Source organism: Balneola vulgaris DSM 17893, assembly GCF_000375465.1.
Lineage (GTDB): Bacteria > Bacteroidota > Rhodothermia > Balneolales > Balneolaceae > Balneola > Balneola vulgaris.
Map to the genome: position 1 here is coordinate 79,951 of NZ_AQXH01000004.1, position 24,184 is coordinate 104,134.

Here is a 24,184-nt window from a genome sequence, read left to right on the forward strand (position 1 = left end):
CAGCTTCGCTGCTAGTGATGCAGTTTCTATCATCCAATAACGACGTCATCCTAAGCGGAGAGAAGGAACTTAGGGGGTTGGGATTTTATTGACTCGAAGTGACAATAAGGGTGTTACATTTATCTTTGTCATATCGACCGAAGGGAGATATCTAAAGATGGAAGTAGGTGCCTTAGATTTAATTAAAGGAGATGAGTGAGTTAATACGACTCAATGATTCGTAGTAAGACCACTAAGTTGCTCGTATTCACTCGAAGTAACAAAGACCAGAAGTAATAAAACGGTAAGAAGAATTAAGGGCATGACTTATATCAATAAAAAAGGTCTTGAAGTAAAACTCCAAGACCTTTCAAAAACGGTAGCTTGTTTAAGCTAGTTAAGTAAATAACTAAAGGCTTACTTACTTAATGCATCTACGAAGTCAAGCTTTTCCCAAGGAAACTCCTCGCGACCAAAATGCCCATATGCAGCCGTTGGCTTATAGATAGGTCGCTTGAGGTCAAAGCGTTCAATAATGCCTTTTGGAGTACAATCGAAGGTGTTGCTTACAAGTTTAGCCAACTCAACATCGCTCATTGATCCTGTACCATAGCTATTCACATTTATAGAAACAGGTTCTGCTACCCCAATTGCATAGGCCAATTGAACTAAACATTCTTCAGCGAGACCTGCAGCAACTAAGTTCTTAGCAATATGACGTGAAGCGTATGCTGCACTACGATCTACTTTTGAAGGATCTTTACCAGAGAAAGCACCTCCACCATGAGCTCCGAATCCACCGTAAGTATCCACAATGATTTTACGACCTGTTAATCCAGTGTCGCCATGTGGGCCCCCAATCACGAATTTACCTGTTGGATTAACGTGGTAAATAGTATCCGCATCTATAAGTTGTGCTGGAATTACACTCTTAATTAAGTGATTCTTGATGTCTTCTTTAATCTGATCTTGAGATACGCCTTCATCATGTTGCGTTGATAGTACAATCGTATCAATACGCTTAGGCTGCCCATCATTGTCATACTCTATAGTAACCTGACTTTTGCTATCTGGACCTAAATAAGGCATTAAATCGGTTTTCTTGCGAATTCGAGCAAGTTCACGAAGCAAATCATGTGAAAATTGAAGCGGCATCGGCATATAAGCTTCGGTCTGCTTAGTAGCATATCCAAACATCATACCTTGATCACCAGCGCCATCACGGTCAACACCCATTGCAATATCTTGGCTTTGCGTATGGATGGTAGAAAGTACCCCACAGCTTTCAGAATCGAAGCGATAAGAAGATTTGGTATAGCCTATTTCTTTAATCACTTCCCGAACGATCTCTTGAACATCGATATAGGCATCTGTGGTTACTTCACCAGATACTACAGCTAATCCGGTAGTTACAAGGGTTTCAACCGCTACACGAGATTGCGGGTCTTTTGCCAACATGGCATCAAGTAAGGCGTCTGAGATTTGGTCAGCTACTTTATCTGGGTGTCCTTCAGATACTGACTCGGAGGTAAATAAATTCTTCATAGTCTCTTTTTATAATCGGTATAAGGTGCTTTCGGTTACGAAAGCGCCAAAGTTAAGAAGAAAAGGGTAGAAAAATGGTTATTAATTTCTATCGCCCTAATAAATTTTTAAATCACGTTTTTGATGTGCATGCTCGCCGGCTAGGCTATGCATCAATCAAACAGTGAACCGGTGTTATCATCTTTATTAATGCCCAAGTATTGATATGCTTTTGCAGTAGCAACTCTACCTTTTGGGGTACGCTGTAAAAAGCCTTCTTGAATTAGATAAGGCTCGTACACTTCTTCAATAGTGCCTTTATCTTCCCCTACAGCCACACCTAAGGTTCCAAGACCTACAGGGCCACCGCTATAATTCTCGATGATGGCACGTAACATGCGAATATCCATATCATCCAAGCCATTAGAATCTACATCTAAAGCGTTCAGGGCTTTGTCGGCTATAGCCTTATCAATTTTTGTAAGTCCTTCTACTTGTGCAAAATCACGCGTACGACGAAGAAGTTTATTTACAATACGTGGGGTTCCTCTACTACGTCGTGCAATTTCATGAGCACCTTCTTCGGTTATGCCAAAGTTCATGATGTGAGCAGTTCGTAAAGCAATGCGTTGTAACAGCTCCACTTCATAGTAATCGAGGCGCATATCGATACCAAATCGAGCTCTTAAAGGAGCAGTAAGCATCCCCTTTCGAGTAGTGGCGCCAACAAGGGTAAAGTGATTTAAATCAATTTGAATACTTCGCGCATTGGGACCAGAATCAATTACGATATCCAATTTAAAATCTTCCATGGCCGAGTAAAGGTATTCCTCAATCACAGGATTTAAACGATGGATTTCGTCTATAAACAAGACATCGCCTTCTTCCAGATTCGTGAGCATTCCTGCTAGGTCACCTGGTTTTTCTAACACAGGCCCTGTTGTTGGCTTAATACTCACCCCCATCTCTTGGGCTATGATATGAGAGAGTGTGGTTTTTCCAAGACCTGGAGGTCCTGATAAAATCACATGATCGAGTGCGTCGCCACGTTGCTTAGCCGCACTTATAAAAACCTGAAGATTAGATATGGTCTTATGTTGACCGATGAATTCTTCCAAAGAGGAGGGCCGAACGGAATTCTCAAAGGCATCTTCTTTGTTGGAAGGATTTAAAAGTGGATTATGCACGATATTGCTGGAGTATAAGTTTACACTAACTTTACAGAATTATAGTTAGTTTAGCATCGAAATGCGTATTGAATTTTAAGCCGCTTATGAAGTATAAATCTTTCTCCCCTGATGAACTTGAATATGATCCCATCGCGGAACAAAAAAAGCGACGTGGGAAGAAAGTGGCTAACCTAAAAAAGAACGAAGTATTGAAAGAGAAGGGATTGCACAAGGACCTGAGTTCAAGTAGTCTAAAGATATTCGGTCCAGATTACTTTTTTAACTATGAAATGAGCTGGCTGAAATTCAATGAACGAGTGCTAGCCGAGGCGATGAACCCAAAGAATAAGTTGCTTGAGCGAGTTAAGTTCATCGGTATTGTGTGTTCGAATTTAGATGAGTTTTTTCAGAAGCGCGTTGGAGGTCTTAAACGCCAACAGCTTGCGGGTGTTAATACCTTATCTGTGGATGGGCAATCAGCTTCCGATCAGTTAAAAGTGATTCGTCATGAAGTGATGAACATGATTGAAACCTATAGAGGCTGCTTTTTTAATGAGTTACTGCCAGCGCTTGCCGAGAAAGGGATTAAAATCAAAGAATACGATGAGCTGAGTGATTATCAGAAAAAAGTAAGTGATCGCTATTTCACAAAGCAGATTTACCCGATTGTTACCCCTTTAGCTGTGGATGAATCCCATCCTTTCCCATTCATCTCTAACCAAAGTTTGTCGTTTGCGATTGAACTTCAGCACCCTAAAACAAAAGAAAAGCATTTCGCGCGGTTGAAAATCCCAGCGAACCGTCCTCGATTAATTCAAGTTCACCGCCGTGGTAACAAAGTAGTATTAGTACCCATCGAAGACCTAATTCGTACTAAAATCGATGAGTTCTTCCCTGGAATGAAAGTGCTTTCGGCGCACATGTTCAGAGTAACTCGAAATGCTTCACTAGATAGAAATGAGGAAGAAGCGGACGATTTACTCGAAACCATAGAAGATGAATTAAGAGAGCGGAAGTTTGCTGAGATCGTTCGCTTAGAGCTAGACGCAAGCATGCCCAAGCACATCAAGAAGTACCTCATTAAGAATTTAAACATCAATTGGAATGATGTATATGAAATGAATGGGACTATCGGCTTGGTAGATGCACTGCAGATTACCAATTTAAGTGGATTCCCTCGCCTTAAAAGTAAGCATTGGACCCCTGTACAACACCCCGTGTTAAGGCACGAGATTGATGAAGAACGTCCGAGCATATTTGAAGTGATTAAGCAAGGCGATTTCATGGTTCATCACCCTTATCATAGTTTTGAGCTAACCACTCAGCAGTTTGTAGAAGAAGCCGCTAAAGACCCTCAAGTGTTGGCCATTAAACAAACCCTGTATCGCACCTCTAAAGATTCCCCCCTTATGCACTCGCTTATGCATGCAGCTGAAGAAGGGAAGCAGGTAGCCGTATTGGTTGAAATCAAAGCTCGTTTTGATGAAGAGAGAAATATCACTTGGGCTCAGAAACTGGAAAACTGTGGTGTACATGTGGCTTATGGTATTCCAGGACTAAAAATTCACACTAAACTCACCATGGTTGTGCGTGAAGAAGCTAGTGGACTCAAAACATATTGCCACATAGGAACGGGTAATTATCATCCTGATACTGCTCAGTTGTATGAAGATCTGGGTTTATTCACTTGCAACGAAACGATTGCTTCGGATGTAACAGACGTCTTTAATTTGCTTACAGGCTATGCGCCTGAGCAAACCTTCGAAAAGCTCATGGTAGCCCCTCGCCATTTACGAAAGCAGATCACCGGACTTATTGAATTTGAAACGGAAGAAGCCAAAAATGGCCGACCAGCTCGAATTATAGCGAAGATGAATAGCTTGGAAGACCCTGTGATAATTCAGAAACTATATGAGGCATCACAAGCAGGAGTTCAAATTGATATAATTGTTCGAGGGGTTTGTAGGCTTATCCCGGGCAAAGAAGGTTTAAGTGAAAACATCCGTATTTTTTCAATAATCGGGCGCTTCCTAGAGCACTCTAGAATGTACTACTTCCACCATGGTGGGCAACATTTGTATTCTATTGGATCGGCGGATTTAATGCACCGAAATTTAGATGCTCGAGTTGAAGCGATTACACCTATAGAGGCACCGGCCTTAAAGCGATACCTACAGTTTGTTTTCAATGTATACCTGCGTGATAACGTACAGCGCTGGCAATTGAACACGGATGGGAGCTACACTAAACTCACAAAAAAGAAAGGCGAGAAAAAAGTGAGTACCCATAAAGTGCTGATGAACCATATGAAAGACAGCTTAAGTCCTATTCCTGCTGAATTGCGTTAGTTCTTGTCTAGCGGAAAATTAGGGCTTACTCTTTTTCTCCTAAAGAAGCTGGTGCTTGTTCATAATCCACATTACCGAGGTCGTAACTTAGTTTTTGGTAGAGTAATAATGCCGGCTTTCGGAATACACCATCTCTTTTATAAGCTTCGGAAACAGCCTCAAGTGCTTTTTCTAGTTGGCCGGTATTCACATATGTGTTGGCAAGGTACCAATAAGCTTTTTCGGAAATCATGCGATTGTCAGAAGCTCTTTCAGCTGCTTCAATGAAATCTTCAACGGCACTTTCGAATACCCCATCATTAAAATGGATAATGCCGCGATTCAGATATGCTTTTGAAGCATAAGGCTCTTCATCGTAGCTAGCAATAACTTGGTTAAAAAGGGAAAGTGCTTGTTCTTTGTTGTCGTTCACTAAAGCGGCAAAACCTAAATTCATCAACGAGTCGGCTTCAAGCACTATCATTTCCTTTTTAGAACGGATTCCATCTGTGGTTTCAACTTGATCTAAAGGAATACCAGTAATGATAAACTCGCTAAGTTGAGTAGGGGTGTCGACTCTAAACACTTGAACAACGGCAACTAAAAGAATTGCCACTGCAGCGGCGGCATGCCAGCCCCAATTGTTTAAAAAGAGAAGCTTTGCGCCTTTAGACTGTGAGGGCGCCATTTCCGCTTGAATAATTTTTTTAACACCAACTTCAATTTCTAGGCGATCTAACAAAGTAGGATCTTTGGCAAACTCTACCCATAAAGCTTCTATTTCTTCTTCACTTAGCTGACCTTGAATGTAGCGCTGTATACTACCGTAAATATCTTTCTTGTTGCTTGTACTCATTTCACTCCTCGCTTAATTCAGTATGTATGCTTTACATACATACTGTTGACCTGCTTTGTAAGACCGCTGAAAATCATATTCCTTACACTATTGTTGTAATTTTTTTTGAACACAGTCTTTTAGTACTTGAAGTATCCGGTGCTTCTTGGTCCAAGCATTGTTAACACTAATCTTAAAGTGCGCCGCTACCACTGAAGCATCGTTATCCGGATGTTCGAACCAATAGCTGATGTATTTCAATTGTTTGGGCTTTAGAAGCTCCATGCATTTTTTTAGTATCGATTGGCGTTCTTTATCTAAAATATTCTCCAATTGATCAGCGGGAGCAATGTAAGTATCTGGAACTTCTTCAAAATGCGATTCACGGTGTTTAGCCACTAATTTCAGATAATCATTTTTAGCGGTTGTGAATAAATAATAGATAATGGAGTCGGGATTGTTGAGCTTGTTTGCGCGAATTTTATCTATCACTAACATTAAAGTATTTTGCGCACAGTCTTGGGCATCAGCCGGATTGGCATCTAAGCGAACCAGCAAAAACTTAATGAGTACACGTGTAAGAACCTCAGAGAACTCATTGAGTTGCTTGCGATCATTTTCGAGTACGGCTGTTACAAACTTTGGATAATCCATCTAAATGATAATAATGAACCTATAAAATAAGGTAGATTAGGTAAAAGAAAATGCAGAATTTTATTAGAATACCACTTAAGTTTTAATAGTGTATCGCGTTCAATTAAATAACTTCGAAGGTCCGCTCGATCTACTGCTTTTCTTTATCAAGAGAGATGAGCTCGACATCTATGATATCCCCATATCTTACATTACGGGGCAATACTTAGAGTATATACATGTGATGGAGGAATTCGACTTAGATGTAGCCAGCGAATTTATTCTAATGGCCAGCATGTTAATGTCGATTAAAGCCAAGATGATGCTCCCTCGAGAAGAGGATGATAGCGAAGAGTTGGACGAATCTGATCCGCGATACGAGTTGGTACAACGCTTGCTAGAATATAAAAGGTACAAAGAGATGGCCATCAAAATGGCCGATATCGATGAAGAAGCCCGAAAACGCTATATGCGTGGCTACCCAGAAGCCGACAATGTGGAACAACAAGCTTCAGGAGAGGCACTTAAAGATGTGACTTTATTTGATCTTATTTCGGCTTTTCGAAAAGTACTTACAGATATAGAACGAAAACGCATTGTTCATAAAGTAGATAAGGTTGAGACTTCAATAGAAGAACAATCTGAATTTGTAATACATACTCTTAGTAAAAGAGGACGGCAATCTTTTACAGAACTTTGCGTAGAAATCACAAATCGAGTAGTGATTGTGGTTACCTTCCTTGCAGTATTAGAAATGATCAAGGAGCAACAAATCGATCTCTTTCTCGAAGAAGACCCCACTGAATTTTATGTGGACTTGAAACCGGTCGACGAAATTATAAGTGCTTAAATAAAAAACAACGACTAAACATGAAGAAAACAACACTACTATTAATTACTGGGTTGCTTATTGGATGTAGTGGAGCTAAACAAAGCTCAAACATCCCATCGGCAAGTATTTACGACTTCCAGGAAACCATAACCATGGAAGGCCTTAAAGCAGATTTAACCATCATCGCGAGCGACGAATTCGAAGGTAGAGCTACTGGAACCGAGGGTATTCAGAAAGCTACCGATTACATAACTCAACGTTACACAGAATTAGGGCTTACGCCGGTTGGCGACAATGGTACCTACATTCAATCGTACAACTTAGCTGGGCCCGTAGTAAACGGATATGAGTATGTGCTAAGCAATACCGAAGATGGGGTAATAAGTGCATCAAACTTAAATAAACAAGAAACAGGTGATTTCGCGACTATTTTCGGTGGAACTGATAATGTAGAAGGTGAAATCGTATTCGCTGGCCTTGGTATGTTAGACGAAGAAAAAGGCATCAACCACTACCCAACCGATATCGAAGGGAAATGGTTACTCGTAATTTTTGATGCGAAATCTTTAAACCAACGTGCCCTGCAAAGTGTGATGGCAGCTGGTGGCGCTTCTGGGGTTATCCTAGTTATGGATTACGCAAACCCTGCTACTTTTGACGAAGCTCAGGCTTCCGTTCAAGAAAACTTAGGCAGAAGCGGACGTTTATCGTTAGCCTACCTTCAAAACAACGATCGTAAAGTAGCTGCTTGGAACCGTGTGAAGCCTGAATTAGGGGCCCAAATTTTAGGCTTAGAAAGCAACGAAAAAGTTGCTGAGCTAGCTGAAACACTAAAAGCAGATCCAACAAACTTTGAACCTAAGCCATTAGGTTTTTCACTTGAACATACTGCTGATGTAGATCAAAATATTGTTGAAGCATCAAACATCGCAGCCTTCATTGAAGGTTCAGACCCAATGCTAAAAGACGAAGTGGTAGTACTTAGTGCACACCACGATCACGTAGGAATTGGACGTCCAGATTTAACAGGCGACAATCTATACAATGGTGCTGATGATGATGGTAGTGGAACGGTAGGGCTTCTAAATGCGGCACAAGCAATGATTGCTGCTAAGAAAGCTGGTGCAGGTCCAAAAAGAAGTGTGTTATTCCTTCACGTTTCAGGCGAAGAAATGGGACTTCTTGGATCTAGATACTACTCAGACCATCCAATTTTCCCAATCGAAAATACTATTGCTAACATCAACGTGGATATGATTGGCCGTGTTGATAAAGAGCATGAAGACAACAAAGACTATATCTACGTAATTGGCGGTGAAATCATCTCTTCAGGCATCGATAGCTTGATGAATGAAGCAAATATGGAAAGCGTGAACTTAGATTTAAGTAAGCGTTATAACGATTTAGAAGATCCAAATCAGTTTTACAGAAGAAGTGATCACTGGAACTTTGGTCGATTAGGAGTGCCATTCGTGTTCTTCTTTAATGGAACCCATGATGACTACCACCGTCCATCGGATGAGATTTCTAAAATTGAGTGGGAAGCTCTTACCAAGCGTACCAAGTTAGTTTATATGACGACTGCAAAATTGGCGAACTCAGCAGTGCGTCCTGAAGTTGATAATCAGGAATTCATCAACAAAACTAAGTCGCAATCGCGCAACTAATATTTATTTAATATTGATTCGTTAGAGGCCTGTTCATTAATTTGAGCAGGCCTTTTTTTATTTGCCGTAAAGTACAAACGGCGCCCAATGTATTGGATGATTGTAGTACGGATGATCAATCAAGGAGAGTTTAGCATCCCGAAGTGCTTTTTCTTTATAGCCGAATAATGGGGCTTCATAAACATCGAAAAACAGCTTTAATTTATTCCAAACTCCCAATTCTTCTTCTTTATGTTCCTTCAACTTTTTATAGAAACGGCTCATCAAGGTAGAAGTACTTTTATCAAATATATTCCACAAACTTACCAGCACTGATGAGGTACCCGCTTGGAAAAAAGACCGCTGCATGCCCAATACCCCTTCCCCCGACACCATCTTACCCATACCCGTATTGCAGGCGCTCAGCACTACTAAATCAGCGTTTAAACGTAGGTTAGAAATCTCCATGCTGTTGAGATATCCATCTTCCCCAAACAACACCTCAAAGTCATCTTTCTTTGAAATAAGTAAACCACTTTGAAGAGGATTGCTCTCGTTGATATTCCCATGCGTGGCAAAGTGTATATACTGATACTGCTCTAAGTTGAGTGCTTTAATGCCAGATTCAGTAACCTGTTCATTTTTTAAAATGGTTTTATTCTCGAATAGAACAGAAATTGAATCTACTTCCATTAAAGAAGCTGGCAAGGATGAAAAATTACTTTGTGATGAAGAAGCATTGTTGGTTGAACCAATGGTAAATCCTGAACTTGCAACCGCTAAAATCTGCTTTTCCGTATCACGATGCGGATTTTGAATATGTGGGTATATCGACACTGAAGGCAGATACTTTACATTCACTTCTTCAATCAAATACTTCCCATTTTGCAAAAGAGCCTCAAACGGTAACACCGAAATAGACATAGATGGTACTATAGTGAGGTTGGTTATGGCAGTATATTTACTGCGGAAATCAGACAGCAAAACCTGCACCAATGGTTTTGAGAGTTCTTCTAGCACTTCACGTGGTTTTTGAGACTCTATGCCAGCACGAAAGTCCGATATTTTAAGATGCAGAAATTCAGCCGCTGAATTGGCTGAATCGATGGTTGTTACATGAGATTCAATCCCTTCTTTTGTAATCCAAAAGGCAATGACCTTGTCTTCAAACAAAGCATATTCGATAAAGGATGTAGATTTGTCGAGCATGGCAGTGATTTCTTCAACACTGAGCACTTCGGGCAATTCATATTTTTTTAACGAAGGATGAGCCAGGCGCACCTCATTGGTAAAGGAATCGTAATCGAGCTGAGCATATCGAATGTCTTCTAATATTACCTCCCTTTCATTTTCGTCACTTGCTTCATCCAATCTTCGATAAAGTTGGTCTATTACCTTTTCCCTTTGTCTAATCTGTAAAAGAGTGGGCTCGTCTATAACTTCAGAAGGGTTTCTTTTGGCTGAAAGTTGCTCCAATAGCACTCTCGACTTCCCCATTTCCACAACCTCAAATGCTTTTTCAGCATCATTTTTATCGGTTAAATACCAATAGGCCACTTCGTTATAAAAGCTTGAGTAATCGCTAAAAACTAGGGTTTGGAGATTTTCACCATAGATGTTTTTGCTAACTCGTTCAATTTCGTTGAAGGCTAAATCGCTATAATGGTATGCGCTATCAGGTTCTATTTCATAATAAGCTCGCGACAAATCCATGAGGTAACTTGCTATGCGATACCCTTTAAAGTTGGAAACAGATTGATATGCTTTTTTGGCAAAACTAAGGGCTAAATCATGTTCATTTAAAGAACGGTAAACTTTTGAAAGGGCCTGAAAGGATTTAGCGCGCAATAATTTAGATTCTGTATTTAATGCAATCTCAATTGCTTTATTGGCTAATGAAATGGCTTTATCAGAGTTGCCAGCCTGCAATTCCATATCAGTCATACTGATGTACGTTTCTGCAGCTAGCAGCTCCTCTTCAAATTTTAAGAAGAGATCAATTGCTTGATTAAACAAGCTTCGGGATACATCAAAAGCCCCTAACTTTTGATAAATAGTAGCCATATCTGAAGCCGTTTCAGCATCCTTCATGAATGAATTCTCAACACGCTCTTTCTGGCTTTGACTTAAAAACTCGAGTGCCGTTTCGTACTCACCCATCTGCAAATACACTTGGCCAATTTTCATCTTCGCTATTACTATATCTAGAGGAGCTAAGTCATTAAAAGCTATTTTCAAGTACTTATTGAAGTACAAGAGTGCTTTATCGTATTCCCCTTTATTCTGATAGAAACCACCTAATTTCCGATAGTCAAGCGCAATCAAATCAGGGTTATTCATCTCAAGCTTTATTTCTAAAGACTCTTTTAAGATTGTTTCAGCCCTGTCAGTGAATCCAAGTAAGCTATACATGTTAAATAGATTCACTTTGGCATTTGCCAGCATGAATGGATCGTCTTTTTCTTTAAAGAAATCATGGGCAATGGTGGCATAATTGATAGCCTCGCTATAACTGCCAAGAAACTGAGTTAAGGTTGCGAGGGAATTCGAAATCTGAGCAACGCGATATCCATCTTCTGATTTTACTGCAAGGCTGTGAGCTTCTTTGTAGATAGGAAGTGCTCTTTTTGCATAGCCTAACCACCACGTAGCCCACCCCAAATGACTTTTTACATAAGCCTGGAGTTCATAAGAAATTTCATCCGTTAGGGCATCGTCGGCATTTTGAATCCATTTAGCTCCTTCACGAATCTGACCTAAATCAAGAAGGGATGCTCCATACCCAACAGCCGCGATGATCCATTCTTTGCTATTTGGGTCATCTGCATGTTCGTCTAATGATTTTTTATATATGATGGCAGACGCTTCGTAGTCCCCACTTCGATACACTTTATTTCCTTCAACTAATAGGGAATCGTTTTCAATATTTGCGTATTGCCCAAGCGTTGGAAAAGAGATTAGAACACAAAAAAATAATGTGAAAAGGGATCGCAGGGTCATGTGAGGGATCTAAGATTTACCAATTGTTACTAGTATGTCACAAATATATTTTGTTGTTTCGGTAGTACCAAATAAAACAATATCAAGTGGGTAACAAAATGGCTAATAACATGGACACATTATACACAAATAGGTTTAAAATCCCTGATGGAGATGACCCGCCTGGCGGCAAACCAGGTTCAGGAAGTGGAAGCGGTTCTGGTGATGGTGGAACCGGAGGCGACACTCTTACTTAAAATGAAAAAGCCCAGTATCACTACTGGGCTTTTTTTATTCACCAAATAAGGCGTTTACAAAACTTTCTCGTTCAAATATCTGAAGATCTTCCATACGTTCGCCTAAGCCAATGTATTTTACAGGAACATTCAGCTCATTGGAAATCCCTATCACAATTCCGCCTTTGGCAGTACCATCGAGCTTGGTAAGAGCTAGGCCAGTAATGTCTACCGCTTCGGTAAAAGCTTTAGCCTGTTGCATTGCATTTTGGCCAGTACTCGCATCCAGTACTAATATCACTTCATGTGGCGCGCCATCAACAACCTTACCCATTACTCGCTTAATCTTGGTAAGCTCTTCCATTAAAGCTTTTTTATTATGAAGTCGCCCTGCCGTATCAATAAGAGCAATATCTGAACCTCGTGCTTTAGCCGACGACACGGTATCAAAAGCTACAGAAGCGGGATCGGCATTCTGCCCTTGCTGAACGATAGGAACATCAGCACGTTCACTCCAAATGATAAGCTGATCAACCGCCGCTGCCCTGAAGGTATCAGCAGCACCTAACAGTACTTTTTTACCGGCCTGCTTGTATAAATTGGCAAGTTTACCAATTGTAGTTGTTTTACCAACCCCATTCACACCTACTACAAGTACCACATGTGGTTTGGTTTGAAAGTCAGCATCAAATTCAGCTGGTTTATCGGCATCATTATCTTTTAGTAACGCTACAATCTCTTCACGTAGCATTGTTTGAAGCTCTGCCTGAGTTACAAACTTGTCTTTTGCTACACGCTTTTCAATCCGTTGTATAATTTCTAAAGTGGTTGTAACCCCAACATCCGAAGTAATGAGAATCTCTTCGAGTTCATCTAAAGTTTGGTCATCTACACGGTCTTTGCCTACAAAAGCTTTACCGAGTTTATTGAGTATGCCCTCTCTACTTTTTTCTACCCCTTTCTCTAGGGTTTCCTTTTTCTTGAGTCCAATCTTTTCTAAAAAGCCCATACCGTTAATTAAATTTTGCTCCGCGCATGATTTTGCGATAGCGATTAAAATAGTCAAAAAATGAGATTGCCATCACCACTGTACACATATACAATAAAATATTATGTGCAGCTACTGCATCTCTAAAAAAGAATACAGATAGCCAATATAGTGCCAACACGTTTACGGCTATTTTTCCTGACATAGTTGACATCGCTACCTTCCCATATCGTACTTTAATGAAGGTAGAACCCATCATAATAAGTGAGTCGCGAATTACATTCACAACAAGAAACCAAAGGGGCACCCAGCCTAACCAAACGGTATAAATAAACAACGCCACAGCACAAAGCTTGTCAGATATAGGATCAATCATTTTACCTACTTCCGACACCGTGTTGGTTTTACGTGCTACGAGGCCATCTAAATAATCCGACACCCCTGCATAAATAATTAATACCAAGATGGTGGCATTATACTGTAAATCATTATGGTAATGCAGATACAAAATTGGAAATGCAATAAGGAAGCGAGTAAAAGATATAAAGTTAGACAAGGTAAAAACCTTCCCTGTCACCTTTATAATTTTCCCATCAATGTTTTCTTGCTGAACCAATTTATCTTATTACTAGATTAAAGCTTAAAGTTACACTCATTGTTAACATAATACCACCATGATTGATACTTCTCTTTTATTAGAAGAAAAAATAACCTCTAAGGCTGTTTATAAAGGCAAATTACTACACGTTTATCAAGATAAAGTGAGTTTACCAAATGGCGATAGTTCACTTAGAGAATGGATTAAGCACCCCGGTGCTTGTGCAATAGTTCCAATATACGAAAACGGGGATATTCTCATGTTACATCAGTTTAGATATGCCGCTCAACAAGTTTTTATGGAAGTCCCAGCTGGAAAAATTGATACCGGAGAGTCGATTCTGGAAACGGCTACGCGCGAACTTAAAGAAGAAACGGGCTTAGAAGCAGAAAAGCTGGAGTACATTGGGCATTTCTACCCTGCAATTGGATATGCTAACGAAGTAATTCATATTTATGCGGCCACAGGGCTCCATCAGTCTGAAAGTGACCGAGATGAAGATGAGTTTTTAGAACTATTTAGGATTCCATTTAAAGAGGCGATAGATAAAGTGTATACCGGTGAAATTAACGACGCTAAAACGATGGCTTGCCTGCTAAGAACATGGAAGTGGTGGAATACTTAAAAATTTGTAGTACTATCAGCCATTAAATAGGTGGCGGGATATGAAAAAGATTTTTGGTTCGAGTTGGTTTTTCGGGGTACTATTTTTAACCATCTCAATGTGTACAACAGAGCAGCTTTATGCTCAATCGGAATTAATAGGCACCATTTATAGCGGAGAGGATAATTCACCACTTGCTGGTGTGAATGTAGTACTGCTGAATGCCGACAGCACTTATCTCAAAGCTACCTCAACAGATGGAAATGGAGACTATCGTTTTACAAACATCGATGAAGGAGCCTTTATCATCACCGCTAGCTTTGTGGGTTTTAAGCGGTATCAAAAGGAGATTTATACCATTGGTAGCCGTTTTGAATACGATATCACTATGATCCCTGACTTATTGGTGATAAATGAACTAGAAGTGATGGCTAACTTTATGCAAGACAGCTCATCTGTTCAGCCCTCGGTGTTAAGCATCAGTTCTCTTCAGATTGAAGGTCTTGCAGGTGGACAAGGCAATGTGTTTAATCTACTAAAAGCAGTACCCGGCGTTACTTCAGCGGGAGATTTTTCCAGCCAATTAGTGGTTCGAGGTGGAGAGCCCAATCAAAACTTATTTTTTATTGATGAAATAGAGATTTACAGTCCCTATCAAGCTAGTGGAGTGGGAAGTATTTTTAACAAGAGCTTGATTAGAAATATAGATTTCTTCTCCGGGGCATTTCCAGCTAAGTACGGCGATCGACTTTCTTCTGTGGTGGTGGTTCATACAACCACAGGCCGCCCAACCAAACCTCTTGAAGGCAGTATTGATGTAAACGCATCCATTGCTTCTGCTACATTTAAAGGAGCAACTTCGGGTATAGAAGGTGATTGGATTATTAGCGGGCGCCGAACCTATTACGATACATTTGCGAGTACATTCTCGAATGCGGTAACCACGAAAAATGAAGTCGCCTTTCCCGATTTTTATGATGTGGGTGGGTTGTTAGAACTACGCCCCAAAAAAGGACACCGCATTAATTTTTCAGGCCTTTATAGTCATGAAGTTGTAGACTGGGTGTTTAGAGAAGATCAGTTTGGTGAACTCGCTAACAATCGTTCCGACATATTAGGCGACCAAGAAGGAGTAAATCGCGCGTTAGGCGTCTCCTATTCCATCCAAACAACCGCAGCTCTTCGGTATAAAGCCTATACCAACTGGTATAAAAATTCAGGCTTTAACGATTTAGATGGGCAGTTCAAGCCTGGTTTAAGTAAAAAAGTAGGCGGTGGACCAGGGGATGATCCTCCCGTAGACCCTAATGACGAAATTTTGATTAATTATGATCAGGATACGCATTTCCAAAAGTACAGCATCGGAAACCGATTGAATATCAATTCGGGAAGACATGCCATTGAATTAGGTGGAGGTGTTGATTGGATGACCAATCAAATTGATGCAGACCTCGGGTTAAATGAGTATGGTACAACCATCTTTGAATCATTCGAATCCAGTTCAAAACTACTTGAAGCCGTAGCAGATACTATAAATTCAACTCAAGATTCTTATAGATACCATACGTATGTACAGGATAAAATTGAGGCACTAAATGAACGGTTGTTTTTTCAGCCAGGCCTGAGGTATACCTATTATGGTATTAACGAGGAACAATTTCTGTTGCCACGCTTTGGCTTCTCATGGATTCCAGCTAAAGGGCTTACAGTACGTGGTGGGTATGGCCAATATGTGCAAAGCCCGGGTTTTGAAAAACTTATCGATCCAGATGATATTTTTAGCGTATCTAAATTCAATGATTTAAAACAACTTAAAGCAGAAAAGTCTACCCAGTATGTGTTGGGGGTTTCGAAGCAATTTTTTGAAAATTGGCTCATCGAAGTTGAAGGTTACTATAAAACATTTGATGACTTGATAACAGGCAGATATGGTCCTGTAAATAGGCTGGTTGAAGATTATCAGCCCGGAGATCACTCCTCCATTACTCCTTTAGATCCTGATAACTATCAGCTCTTTTTAGAAGAAGTAAATGAAATCACCGACGACCCAGTAAACAATGGGGAAGGAACTTCCTTTGGTGTGGAAGTGATGCTTCAAAAATATGCGCAATCGAGTACAGATTGGTATGGGTGGCTTTCCTACGCCTTTGCACATTCTGAACGCTCTGAAGAGATACTTGGAAATCGTATAACCTACCCTTTCGATTACGACCGCCCTCATACCTTCAACTTCATTCTGAATCAAAACATCAATCGTAATTGGCGTTTTGGCATCGCTTGGCGAATGGCTTCCGGTTTACCTTATACAGAGCCCATCAACTTGAAACCTATGACCTACCTCTATCAAACCAGAGGGTATTTCATTGTAGATTCAAATGGTTTAATAAGAATGAACCCAGATTTTGGTGGGCCAGAGAACATCAACCAAAGTAGAACGCCTTCTTATAGTCGATTAGATGTTCGCGTTGGGTATAACAATACCACTCCAACATTCGACTATAGCGTATATCTAGAGATCATCAATTTCTTAAATCAGAAAAATGTACAGAGCTACAACTATGTGCTTTATATTGATGACCCGAATCACCCAGATGTAGCGCCATGGTTACGGGCACCATCTGGGGTAATTATGCGAAAAGAGCCGGTGTTCATGTATCCGTTTTTGCCGAGCATTGGCTTTAGCATCGACTTCTAAAAGCAGGAAGCTAGAGCACGCCTTCTTCTTTGGCTAATTCATACAACGAGCGGTGTAGCTTATTTGGGTCTAGTTCTTTGCGGCGAACCAGTTCATCAATCTCAACCTTACTAAGCATGATAAGGCAACCCAAGTTACTTAGGGTAGCATCAAAACTACGTGGGTCGGCAAGTTTAAGCCGCTCTAAGTCGATGCCATCAGGGCTAACGTTGCGGTCCACAAGGATGTAAAAGGTGTCTTCGGGTGCATCCCCAAATGAAAATTCTTCTAAGCCAGTTTTATCGAACGGGATCATAAGTGTCTAAAAAGTCTCGTGCTTTGATGATTTTAGTGATTTGGTCGTTTTCTCGGTCTATAACTTGCACTTGAAATAGACTGATAATGGCCTGCTCGTTTAGAATCTGCACCACTTCTTCAATGGTGTCGCAATGTTCTGTCTCACTCACAAGGTCATTTATACCTTGCACAATATACCGATATTGTTTTTTGGATGTATGCGGCTTGGGTGAACTTTCTTCGGGTTCTTCAAAATAATCACGGATGGCGCTCTCAGTAACAAACCAACTCACCCCCAACTTTCTCCCCTTCAAGCGCCCCTCTCTTAAGTACGCACGGATCGTCATTTTCGAAATACCCAACATCTCATGCAGATCATCTACAGAATAAAGGGTTAATTCTCCAATCTTTTTAGGCATATCGAACTTCTATAAATTTATCTTATTTAGTATTAGGCGCTAAATATATGCAATTAGGATAACTTTACTTAACATTAGTTATACAATATAAAATAGATTTGGTCGGGGCTACTTCTCCGCCGTATATTGGTGACAGTTGATTCAAAAACAACCCAGCCAAACGGCAGGGTTTTTTTATGCCCATCAGTTTTCTATCTGAAAAACCCATCTCTTTCAACTATTTTGCGGCATGAAAAAGATATTCATCACCATTCTCCCATTTCTTTTCCTACTATCATGTTCATCATCGAAAATATACGTCGATGAAGATGGCCAAAATTGGCAAGCTAGTTCCTCATCATTGAGTACAAAGCCCATATATGAACTCTATCTTATTGGAGACGCAGGTTCCCCTCGGTTAGATATACAAGAACCGTCACTTCGGTTTTTGGAAAGTCAGCTTGCAGAAAGTAATGAGCGTAGTGCCATCGTCTATCTTGGAGATAATATCTATTTGAATGGCTTGCCTGATTCAACTGACGCCCAACGCGATTTCTATGAAGCTCGAATCATAGAACAAATGAAAATTCTTAAAGACTTTAAAGGGCGGGTCTTTTTTATCCCTGGAAATCATGACTGGGATGATGGTGAAAAAGAAGGTCTAACTCGCATTAAACGTCAAGAAGATTTTATTGAAGCCTATCTTGATAGGGGAAATGTTTTCCTTCCTGATGATGGCTTCCCAGGCCCAATAGATGTTGAGCTTATGGATGATGATGAACACCCTGCTTTGCAAGACGATATCCGGTTAATCATTTTAGATACCCAATGGTGGCTACATCGCCATGAAAAATCTTATGGCGATACTGGCGAATATGATCTTGTTGATGGGGGTGACTTCCTAAATGAACTTGAAGACATTCTCAAAAAGAGACAAGGGGATTTCTTAGTGATGGCAGCGCATCACCCAATTAAAACTGCTGGGCCTCATGGAGGATATCTACCTTTATCTACACACTTTAAACCGCCCATTTTTGGCAGTTTGTATGCCATGTATCGAAGGGTTTTTGGGTTAAAGCAAGATGTAACTCATCACCGCTACAAACAAATGGCGGACGCACTTCAAGAAGCCTTTTCAGAGAATGAAGAGTTTATATATGCATCTGGGCATTCCCATAGTTTGCAATATTTTCGGGTTGAAGGGAAAAGGTTCAATCAACATTATTTAGTATCGGGTTCGGGCACCAAGAAAAGCTATGTAGCTAAAGGAAGAGGTACTGAATTTTCATATGCGGGAGAAGGGCACATCAAGGTGCTGTTTATGGAAGATGGTTCAGTGTGGATGGAAGCATGGGCACCCATTGGTAATGGTGAAACAGGTCAGCTACTCTACAAAACCCAGATGAAGCCTCCTTATGATAATCCTGTAGAGGAAGCCGTTGAGGAGCTTCCTGATTACGATTATACCGACAGTACGAAAGTACTGGCCGCCAACCCGAAGTACGGTGGTAAAGGGCCTCTTTTTAATGCTCTAGTTGGTGCACATAACAGGGATATGTGGACCGTGGAATCAGAATTTCCAGTATTTGATGTAACTGAAATTCGTGGTGGGCTTATACCCGTTCGAATGGGAGGTAAGGGGCAGTCGAATACTTTGCATTTGGAAGACAAAGAAGGCAATGAGTTTGTATTGCGCTCGGTAGATAAACAAGCTGGTAAAATCTGGGAAGAAGAGCTAAAGAAGACCATTGCTTTAGATATCGCTCAAGATCAGTTTTCAATATTGAATCCTTACAGCGCATTGGTAATACCTATATTAGCCGATGCTGCCGGGGTATACCATACGAATCCAAAAATTTACTATGTACCGCATGATCCTCAACTAGGTAGATATGCTGATGAAATTGGTGGTCAACTGGCACTCTTTGAAGAGAAACCTGATAACAACATGAATACTGTTGCGAGTGTGGGTTACTCAGAAGAAGTGGTTGCACATCGTGATATGATTCGTGAAGTAGATGGAGACATCGATCATCGGGTAGATCAAGAGATGTTTTTAAGAGCTCGACTACTGGATATGCTGATTGCAGATTGGGATCGCCATAGTGATCAATGGCGCTGGGCTACTTTTGAACCCGAAGATGAGCAAGGCAAAATATACCGCCCTATTCCTCGAGATCGTGACGTAGCATTTATGAAAATGACAGGGCTAATTCCTCGTCTAGCTAAAATCGGTCCTTTCTTCCAATACCAAAATTTTGATGAGGACTATGGAAACTTGATTGGTTTGAATTTTAATTCCTTACCTCTCACAAGGCGATTTACAAATCAACTTACCAAAGAGGATTGGCAGCGAATTTCCCTAGATATTCAATCATCGATTACCGATGAAGTCATTGAAACCGCCGTAAAGGCCTACCCAAAAGAGATTTATGATCACTTTGGTACGGAAACCATAAAGACTCTAAAAGCACGAAGAGATAAACTAAATAGTGTAGCTCTTAGCTATTTTGAAATGTTAAACGGCACGGTAAGTGTGCCAGCGAGTAATAAAAGAGAACGTTTTGTAATTACAGGTCTGAGTGAAGGCAGGGTGCAAGTTCAAGTGTTTAAACTATCGGGCAAAGGGGTGCTTCGAGAAAAATACTATGATCGCATTTTTAACCCCTCAGAGACAAAAGAAGTACGCCTATTTGGGATGGGAGATGACGATGAGTTCCTATTTGAAGGCCCAAAAACTCAAATCAAATTAATTGTTAATGGGGGGCCAGGTGTAGATGAGTACACCCTTCAAGGAGACCACGGTATATTCAAAAACATTGAGCTGTTTGATACAGAGGAAGACAATAGAATTGACGTTCCACAAAAAACCCATTTACACCTCACTGAAGATGCCGCTGAAAACACCTATAACTATGAAAATGATTTTAAGTGGAACCGAAGCTTCCCCGGCTACTACTTCGAGTACAATAACTTTGATGGGGTATTCTTAGGGGGTGGACCAAAAATTGTTAAATACGGTTTCCGCAAAAACCCTGCAGTTACTCATTATTTACGGCTGAATTACGCCCCTAAAACAGGCGCCTCTAATTTGAGGTATTCAGGCACTTGGTATGAACGAGCAGGAAACTGGAACGTAGGCAGCGAATTAAAAATACTCTTCCCAAAAAGTTATAAGAACTTCTTTGGCTTAGGGAATGAGACGAGTCTTCAAGAAAGAGGAAATAAATACTACCGCGCGCGACTAAGCCAATATGAAATTCAGACTTACTTCAGTCAATCCTTTAATAACGTACTGAATGTTAAAGCAGGAAGTTTATTCAACATCACAAAAGTTGAGAAAAGCGATGAAGAAAACATCATAAATGATGTAGACAAAGGTATCAGCGAAAGCACATTTGAAGACCAATGGTTTAATGCCTATTTCGTGGAAGCTTCTTTTAAAGATGTTGATAATGAAGTGAACCCTAAGCAAGGGTATAAGCTTTCTTTGGCGAATACTGCAAATATTGGGGTCATCAATACTTCTAAAACATTTACTACCTTGGCGGGGAATTTACAGCTTTTCTATCCGATCAGATTTTCACCACAAATTGTGATAGCTCACCGAACAGGTGGCGCACACACTTTTGGTTCATTTCCATTTTATTCGGCGAATACCATCGGTGGTACAACAAACTTGCGAGGCTTTAGAGGGAATCGATTTTCAGGAAGGTCTACCTTCTATACCAACTCTGAAGTTCGAGTTGAGCTCTTTGACTTCTACAGATACTTATTAGGAGGCAAAGTAGGTTTATCTGTCTTTTATGACACGGGAAGAGTGTGGACGGATGATGAAAACTCCTCACTTTGGCATGAAGGCTACGGAGGAGGCGTTTGGTTTAATGCTTTTGACAGTATGTTAATCCGATCAACCATTGGGCTATCCAAAGAAGACACAATTTTTGAACTAAAAGCAGGTTTTTTCTTTTAAATAAAAAGAGTGGCTCGATTATTGATATATTTGTTTCTTAAAAGCCACAAGAAGAGTTAAAGACCCGTTAATGCCCTCAAAGAATAATTTTAGATTACTTGCTGCCATCATGTTTGCAGACATGGTTGGTTATACCAAGCTTATGCAGCAAGATGAACAAATGGCTAAAGATTTGCGCGATCGACAACGTGCCGTTGTAGATAAATCTATTGCTAAATACCGTGGGCAAGTAATGCAATATTACGGTGATGGCACGCTTAGTATGTTTGGAAGTGCGTTAGATGCCGTAAACTGCGCTAAAGAAATTCAAGAAACGCTTCAAGAAGAACCTCAGGTTCCCCTTCGCATCGGAATACATATTGGGGATGTGGTATATGACGATGAAGGGATATATGGCGATGCTGTAAATATTGCCGCCCGTGTACAAGGTTTAGGAACCCCTGGCTCCGTAATGTTCACAAATAAAGTATTCGATGAGATTAAAAATCATCGAGGTATTCGAGTTGAAGCATTCGGGAATCATGAACTCAAAAATGTAATTGACCCCGTTGGTATCTATGCCTTAGCGTCTAAAGGACTTGAAACGCCGTCACAGTCGTATATTCAAGAAATGACTGGTAGCCATCAGAATAGTGTGGCGGTACTACCCTTTGCGAACTTTAGCGGCGATAAAGAACATGAGTATTTTAGTGATGGTATCACCGAGGAAATTATTAATGCATTAGTACGACTGAAAGGCTTGCAAGTGACTTCACGTACTTCTGTATTTGCTTACAAAAACACGAATAAAGACATTCGTGAAATTGGGCGTGAATTAAATGTAGCAACGGTATTAGAAGGTAGTGTACGACATGCAGGGAACCGTATTCGAGTAACTGCCCAGCTTATTAAAACCGATGATGGGTTTCATATTTGGTCAGAGAATTATGATGGTGAACTGAAGGATATTTTCAAGGTGCAGGATGAGATTTCGAAGAAGATAGCTGAGAAACTAGAATCCAATTTCACCTTCGAATCCGATAGTAAATTGTATGAAGCTTCAACGGAAAATGTTGATGCTTATAATGACTACCTACAGGGATTATTCTACTGGAATAAGCGAACTCCTGAAGCTGTTAAAAAGGCCATTGGCTTTTTTGAGAAAGCTGTTTCGTGTTGTGATACTTATACCAAAGCCTATTCGAATTTAGCCAACTGCTATACATTTTTAGCAACTATTGGCCATATGCAAACAGACGAAGCCTATACTAAAGCCGAGGAATATGCCCTCAAGGCCATTCAATTAAACAATTTAAGAGCAGGGTCATATACCGCACTTGGCTATGTGAAAATGTTTAAACATTGGGATTTTGATGCGGCTGATTCATGTTTTCGAAAAGCGATTACTCTTGAACCGGAAAATGTAGAAGCACGACTTGGTTTTTCATTTTACAATCGAGTAGTAGGTCGATACGATAAGATGTTATTGCATTCAAAGGTGGCTAGTAAAATCGCACCCCTATCATTACCCGCTAAGTTAAACCTCGCAAGTTCACATAGTCTTCTTGAAAACTATGCTGAAGCCTTAGAGCTGTACAAACAAATCCTCGAATTAGATCCTAACTACCGTACCGCTTACGAGGGGATGGCATTGGTGTATGCTTTCCAAAAAGACTATGACATGGCTACTAAGTACATCAAAAAGTATCTAAAACTTATTGACGGTCCATTTAAAGGCGGTGCTCAATTGGGATATATAGCAGCGGTTAAAGGAGAGGTAGAAGATGCAAAAAAATACATCGAGGATGTAAAACAAAGAGAGGAAGAAAACCCTCATCTTAATTTGTCGTTAGATTTTGCTATAATCTACACGGGGCTAGGAGCATACGACAAGGCTTTTGATTATTTATTTCAGGCGGCAGATCAAAAATTAGGGTCCGTATTACTGTTAAATTCTCTACCACCTTTTAATGTGCTTAGATCAGACCCACGATTTAACCAGTTATTAGACCGCATTGGTCTTCCTAAAGAAGTACAGACCGTTTAATGAGTAGAAAAGAAATTGGCATTTATATCGACCGTACCTACAAAGTTGTACGGCAAGATTTAATCGGAAGGTTTAAGCAAGCAGATGTAGACATTACGCCAGAACAATGGGTAATTTTGTCGAAGTTGCGTGAAGGTAAAATGAATCAAACAGATTTAGCCAATGGAAGCTTCAAAGATAAGCCCACTATATCCCGTATTTTAGATCTTCTAGTTAAAAAAGGATTTGTAGTTCGTGAAAACGACGAGCGCGATCGCAGAAAATACCTTATTGCTCTAACCTCGAAGGGTGAGGATGTAATTCAAAGAGCAGAACCCCTGGTTTTTGAATCGCGTGAAAAAGGCTGGCAGAACTTAGAAGAAGAAGAATATCAGCAGCTGATTACTTTACTCGATAAAGTATTCAATAACTACAGCCAAGAATAAAAAAAGGCACCTTCGTAGAAGTGAAGGTGCCTTGTGCGTTA

The 24,184-nt window shown here is 40.4% G+C and carries 18 protein-coding genes; 9 read left to right on the forward strand and 9 right to left on the reverse strand.

Going from position 1 to position 24,184, the window contains the following annotated elements:
• Window positions 1-396: 396 nt before the first annotated feature.
• Both metK and ruvB read right to left on the reverse strand, forming a co-directional pair.
• Window positions 397-1,524, reverse strand: coding sequence for a methionine adenosyltransferase (gene metK, locus B155_RS0109850; protein ID WP_018128101.1), 1,128 nt, complete (start codon window positions 1,522-1,524; stop codon window positions 397-399).
• Window positions 1,525-1,676: 152 nt separating this feature from the next.
• On the reverse strand, window positions 1,677-2,690 hold the full coding sequence (ruvB, locus tag B155_RS0109855) for a Holliday junction branch migration DNA helicase RuvB (protein ID WP_018128102.1): 1,014 nt from the start codon (window positions 2,688-2,690) through the stop codon (window positions 1,677-1,679).
• Window positions 2,691-2,776: 86 nt separating this feature from the next.
• Here ruvB and ppk1 point away from each other — a divergent pair, with 86 nt between their 5' ends.
• Window positions 2,777-5,020 carry a polyphosphate kinase 1 gene (ppk1, locus tag B155_RS0109860; RefSeq protein WP_018128103.1) on the forward strand — a complete coding sequence of 748 codons (2,244 nt, stop codon included), beginning with the start codon at window positions 2,777-2,779 and terminating at the stop codon, window positions 5,018-5,020.
• A gap of 25 nt (window positions 5,021-5,045) precedes the next feature.
• Here ppk1 and B155_RS0109865 read toward each other — a convergent pair whose 3' ends face one another.
• Entirely contained in the window at window positions 5,046-5,855 is an 810-nt protein-coding gene (locus tag B155_RS0109865; RefSeq protein ID WP_018128104.1) for a tetratricopeptide repeat protein, read from the reverse strand.
• 87 nt (window positions 5,856-5,942) lie between these two features.
• A complete protein-coding gene (locus B155_RS0109870; RefSeq protein WP_018128105.1) occupies window positions 5,943-6,488 on the reverse strand; it encodes an RNA polymerase sigma factor in 546 nt (181 codons plus the stop codon).
• Window positions 6,489-6,576: 88 nt separating this feature from the next.
• Here B155_RS0109870 and B155_RS0109875 point away from each other — a divergent pair, with 88 nt between their 5' ends.
• Together B155_RS0109875 and B155_RS0109880 are read left to right on the forward strand one after the other, a co-directional pair.
• The gene (locus B155_RS0109875) at window positions 6,577-7,317 is read left to right on the forward strand and encodes a segregation and condensation protein A (protein ID WP_018128106.1); all 741 of its coding nucleotides are present in this window, start codon (window positions 6,577-6,579) and stop codon (window positions 7,315-7,317) included.
• Between the two features lie 20 nt (window positions 7,318-7,337).
• Window positions 7,338-8,966: a M28 family peptidase gene (locus B155_RS0109880; protein WP_018128107.1), complete on the forward strand. Its 1,629-nt coding sequence runs from the start codon at window positions 7,338-7,340 to the stop codon at window positions 8,964-8,966.
• Between the two features lie 57 nt (window positions 8,967-9,023).
• On the opposite strand, the gene B155_RS0109885 is transcribed toward B155_RS0109880, so the two are convergent.
• A complete protein-coding gene (locus B155_RS0109885; RefSeq protein ID WP_018128108.1) occupies window positions 9,024-11,945 on the reverse strand; it encodes a CHAT domain-containing protein in 2,922 nt (973 codons plus the stop codon).
• Window positions 11,946-12,055: 110 nt separating this feature from the next.
• Here B155_RS0109885 and B155_RS14070 point away from each other — a divergent pair, with 110 nt between their 5' ends.
• Complete coding sequence (locus tag B155_RS14070; RefSeq protein WP_276130912.1) at window positions 12,056-12,181, forward strand: hypothetical protein; 126 nt, start codon at window positions 12,056-12,058, stop codon at window positions 12,179-12,181.
• Between the two features lie 34 nt (window positions 12,182-12,215).
• Here B155_RS14070 and ftsY read toward each other — a convergent pair whose 3' ends face one another.
• A complete protein-coding gene (gene ftsY / locus B155_RS0109895; RefSeq protein ID WP_018128110.1) occupies window positions 12,216-13,169 on the reverse strand; it encodes a signal recognition particle-docking protein FtsY in 954 nt (317 codons plus the stop codon).
• A 4-nt stretch (window positions 13,170-13,173) separates the two neighbouring features.
• Window positions 13,174-13,704: a CDP-alcohol phosphatidyltransferase family protein gene (locus B155_RS0109900; protein WP_240386275.1), complete on the reverse strand. Its 531-nt coding sequence runs from the start codon at window positions 13,702-13,704 to the stop codon at window positions 13,174-13,176.
• A gap of 118 nt (window positions 13,705-13,822) precedes the next feature.
• On the opposite strand from B155_RS0109900, the gene B155_RS0109905 reads away from it, so the two are divergent.
• Together B155_RS0109905 and B155_RS0109910 are read left to right on the forward strand one after the other, a co-directional pair.
• A complete protein-coding gene (locus B155_RS0109905) occupies window positions 13,823-14,371 on the forward strand; it encodes an NUDIX domain-containing protein (protein ID WP_018128112.1) in 549 nt (182 codons plus the stop codon).
• 40 nt (window positions 14,372-14,411) lie between these two features.
• Window positions 14,412-17,045 (forward strand): TonB-dependent receptor, encoded by a 2,634-nt coding sequence (locus tag B155_RS0109910; RefSeq protein ID WP_018128113.1) that lies wholly within the window; start codon window positions 14,412-14,414, stop codon window positions 17,043-17,045.
• 10 nt (window positions 17,046-17,055) lie between these two features.
• Here the strand turns inward: B155_RS0109910 and B155_RS0109915 are convergent, their stop codons facing one another.
• A complete protein-coding gene (locus B155_RS0109915) occupies window positions 17,056-17,340 on the reverse strand; it encodes a hypothetical protein (protein ID WP_018128114.1) in 285 nt (94 codons plus the stop codon).
• Window positions 17,324-17,740 (reverse strand): helix-turn-helix domain-containing protein, encoded by a 417-nt coding sequence (locus B155_RS0109920; RefSeq protein WP_018128115.1) that lies wholly within the window; start codon window positions 17,738-17,740, stop codon window positions 17,324-17,326. Before B155_RS0109920 ends, B155_RS0109915 begins: the two co-directional genes overlap by 17 nt.
• A 229-nt stretch (window positions 17,741-17,969) precedes the next feature.
• Here B155_RS0109920 and B155_RS0109925 point away from each other — a divergent pair, with 229 nt between their 5' ends.
• The 3 genes from B155_RS0109925 (at window position 17,970) to B155_RS0109935 (ending at window position 24,143) form a co-directional block, all read left to right on the forward strand.
• On the forward strand, window positions 17,970-21,692 hold the full coding sequence (locus B155_RS0109925) for a BamA/TamA family outer membrane protein (RefSeq protein ID WP_018128116.1): 3,723 nt from the start codon (window positions 17,970-17,972) through the stop codon (window positions 21,690-21,692).
• Between the two features lie 70 nt (window positions 21,693-21,762).
• On the forward strand, window positions 21,763-23,718 hold the full coding sequence (locus B155_RS0109930) for an adenylate/guanylate cyclase domain-containing protein (RefSeq protein WP_018128117.1): 1,956 nt from the start codon (window positions 21,763-21,765) through the stop codon (window positions 23,716-23,718).
• Window positions 23,718-24,143, forward strand: coding sequence for a MarR family winged helix-turn-helix transcriptional regulator (locus B155_RS0109935; protein ID WP_018128118.1), 426 nt, complete (start codon window positions 23,718-23,720; stop codon window positions 24,141-24,143). The genes B155_RS0109930 and B155_RS0109935 overlap by 1 nt, the downstream gene beginning before the upstream one ends.
• Window positions 24,144-24,184: the final 41 nt, after the last annotated feature.

Coding starts and splice junctions, on each gene's coding strand:
- metK (WP_018128101.1), bottom strand. CDS start 1,524: ATGAAGAATTTATTTACCTCCGAGTCAGTATCTGAAGGACACCCAGAT.
- B155_RS14070 (WP_276130912.1), top strand. CDS start 12,056: ATGGACACATTATACACAAATAGGTTTAAAATCCCTGATGGAGATGAC.
- B155_RS0109865 (WP_018128104.1), bottom strand. CDS start 5,855: ATGAGTACAAGCAACAAGAAAGATATTTACGGTAGTATACAGCGCTAC.
- B155_RS0109935 (WP_018128118.1), top strand. CDS start 23,718: ATGAGTAGAAAAGAAATTGGCATTTATATCGACCGTACCTACAAAGTT.
- B155_RS0109925 (WP_018128116.1), top strand. CDS start 17,970: ATGAAAAAGATATTCATCACCATTCTCCCATTTCTTTTCCTACTATCA.
- B155_RS0109880 (WP_018128107.1), top strand. CDS start 7,338: ATGAAGAAAACAACACTACTATTAATTACTGGGTTGCTTATTGGATGT.
- B155_RS0109915 (WP_018128114.1), bottom strand. CDS start 17,340: ATGATCCCGTTCGATAAAACTGGCTTAGAAGAATTTTCATTTGGGGAT.
- B155_RS0109910 (WP_018128113.1), top strand. CDS start 14,412: ATGAAAAAGATTTTTGGTTCGAGTTGGTTTTTCGGGGTACTATTTTTA.
- ftsY (WP_018128110.1), bottom strand. CDS start 13,169: ATGGGCTTTTTAGAAAAGATTGGACTCAAGAAAAAGGAAACCCTAGAG.
- B155_RS0109905 (WP_018128112.1), top strand. CDS start 13,823: ATGATTGATACTTCTCTTTTATTAGAAGAAAAAATAACCTCTAAGGCT.
- B155_RS0109870 (WP_018128105.1), bottom strand. CDS start 6,488: ATGGATTATCCAAAGTTTGTAACAGCCGTACTCGAAAATGATCGCAAG.
- ppk1 (WP_018128103.1), top strand. CDS start 2,777: ATGAAGTATAAATCTTTCTCCCCTGATGAACTTGAATATGATCCCATC.
- B155_RS0109930 (WP_018128117.1), top strand. CDS start 21,763: ATGCCCTCAAAGAATAATTTTAGATTACTTGCTGCCATCATGTTTGCA.
- B155_RS0109885 (WP_018128108.1), bottom strand. CDS start 11,945: ATGACCCTGCGATCCCTTTTCACATTATTTTTTTGTGTTCTAATCTCT.
- B155_RS0109920 (WP_018128115.1), bottom strand. CDS start 17,740: ATGCCTAAAAAGATTGGAGAATTAACCCTTTATTCTGTAGATGATCTG.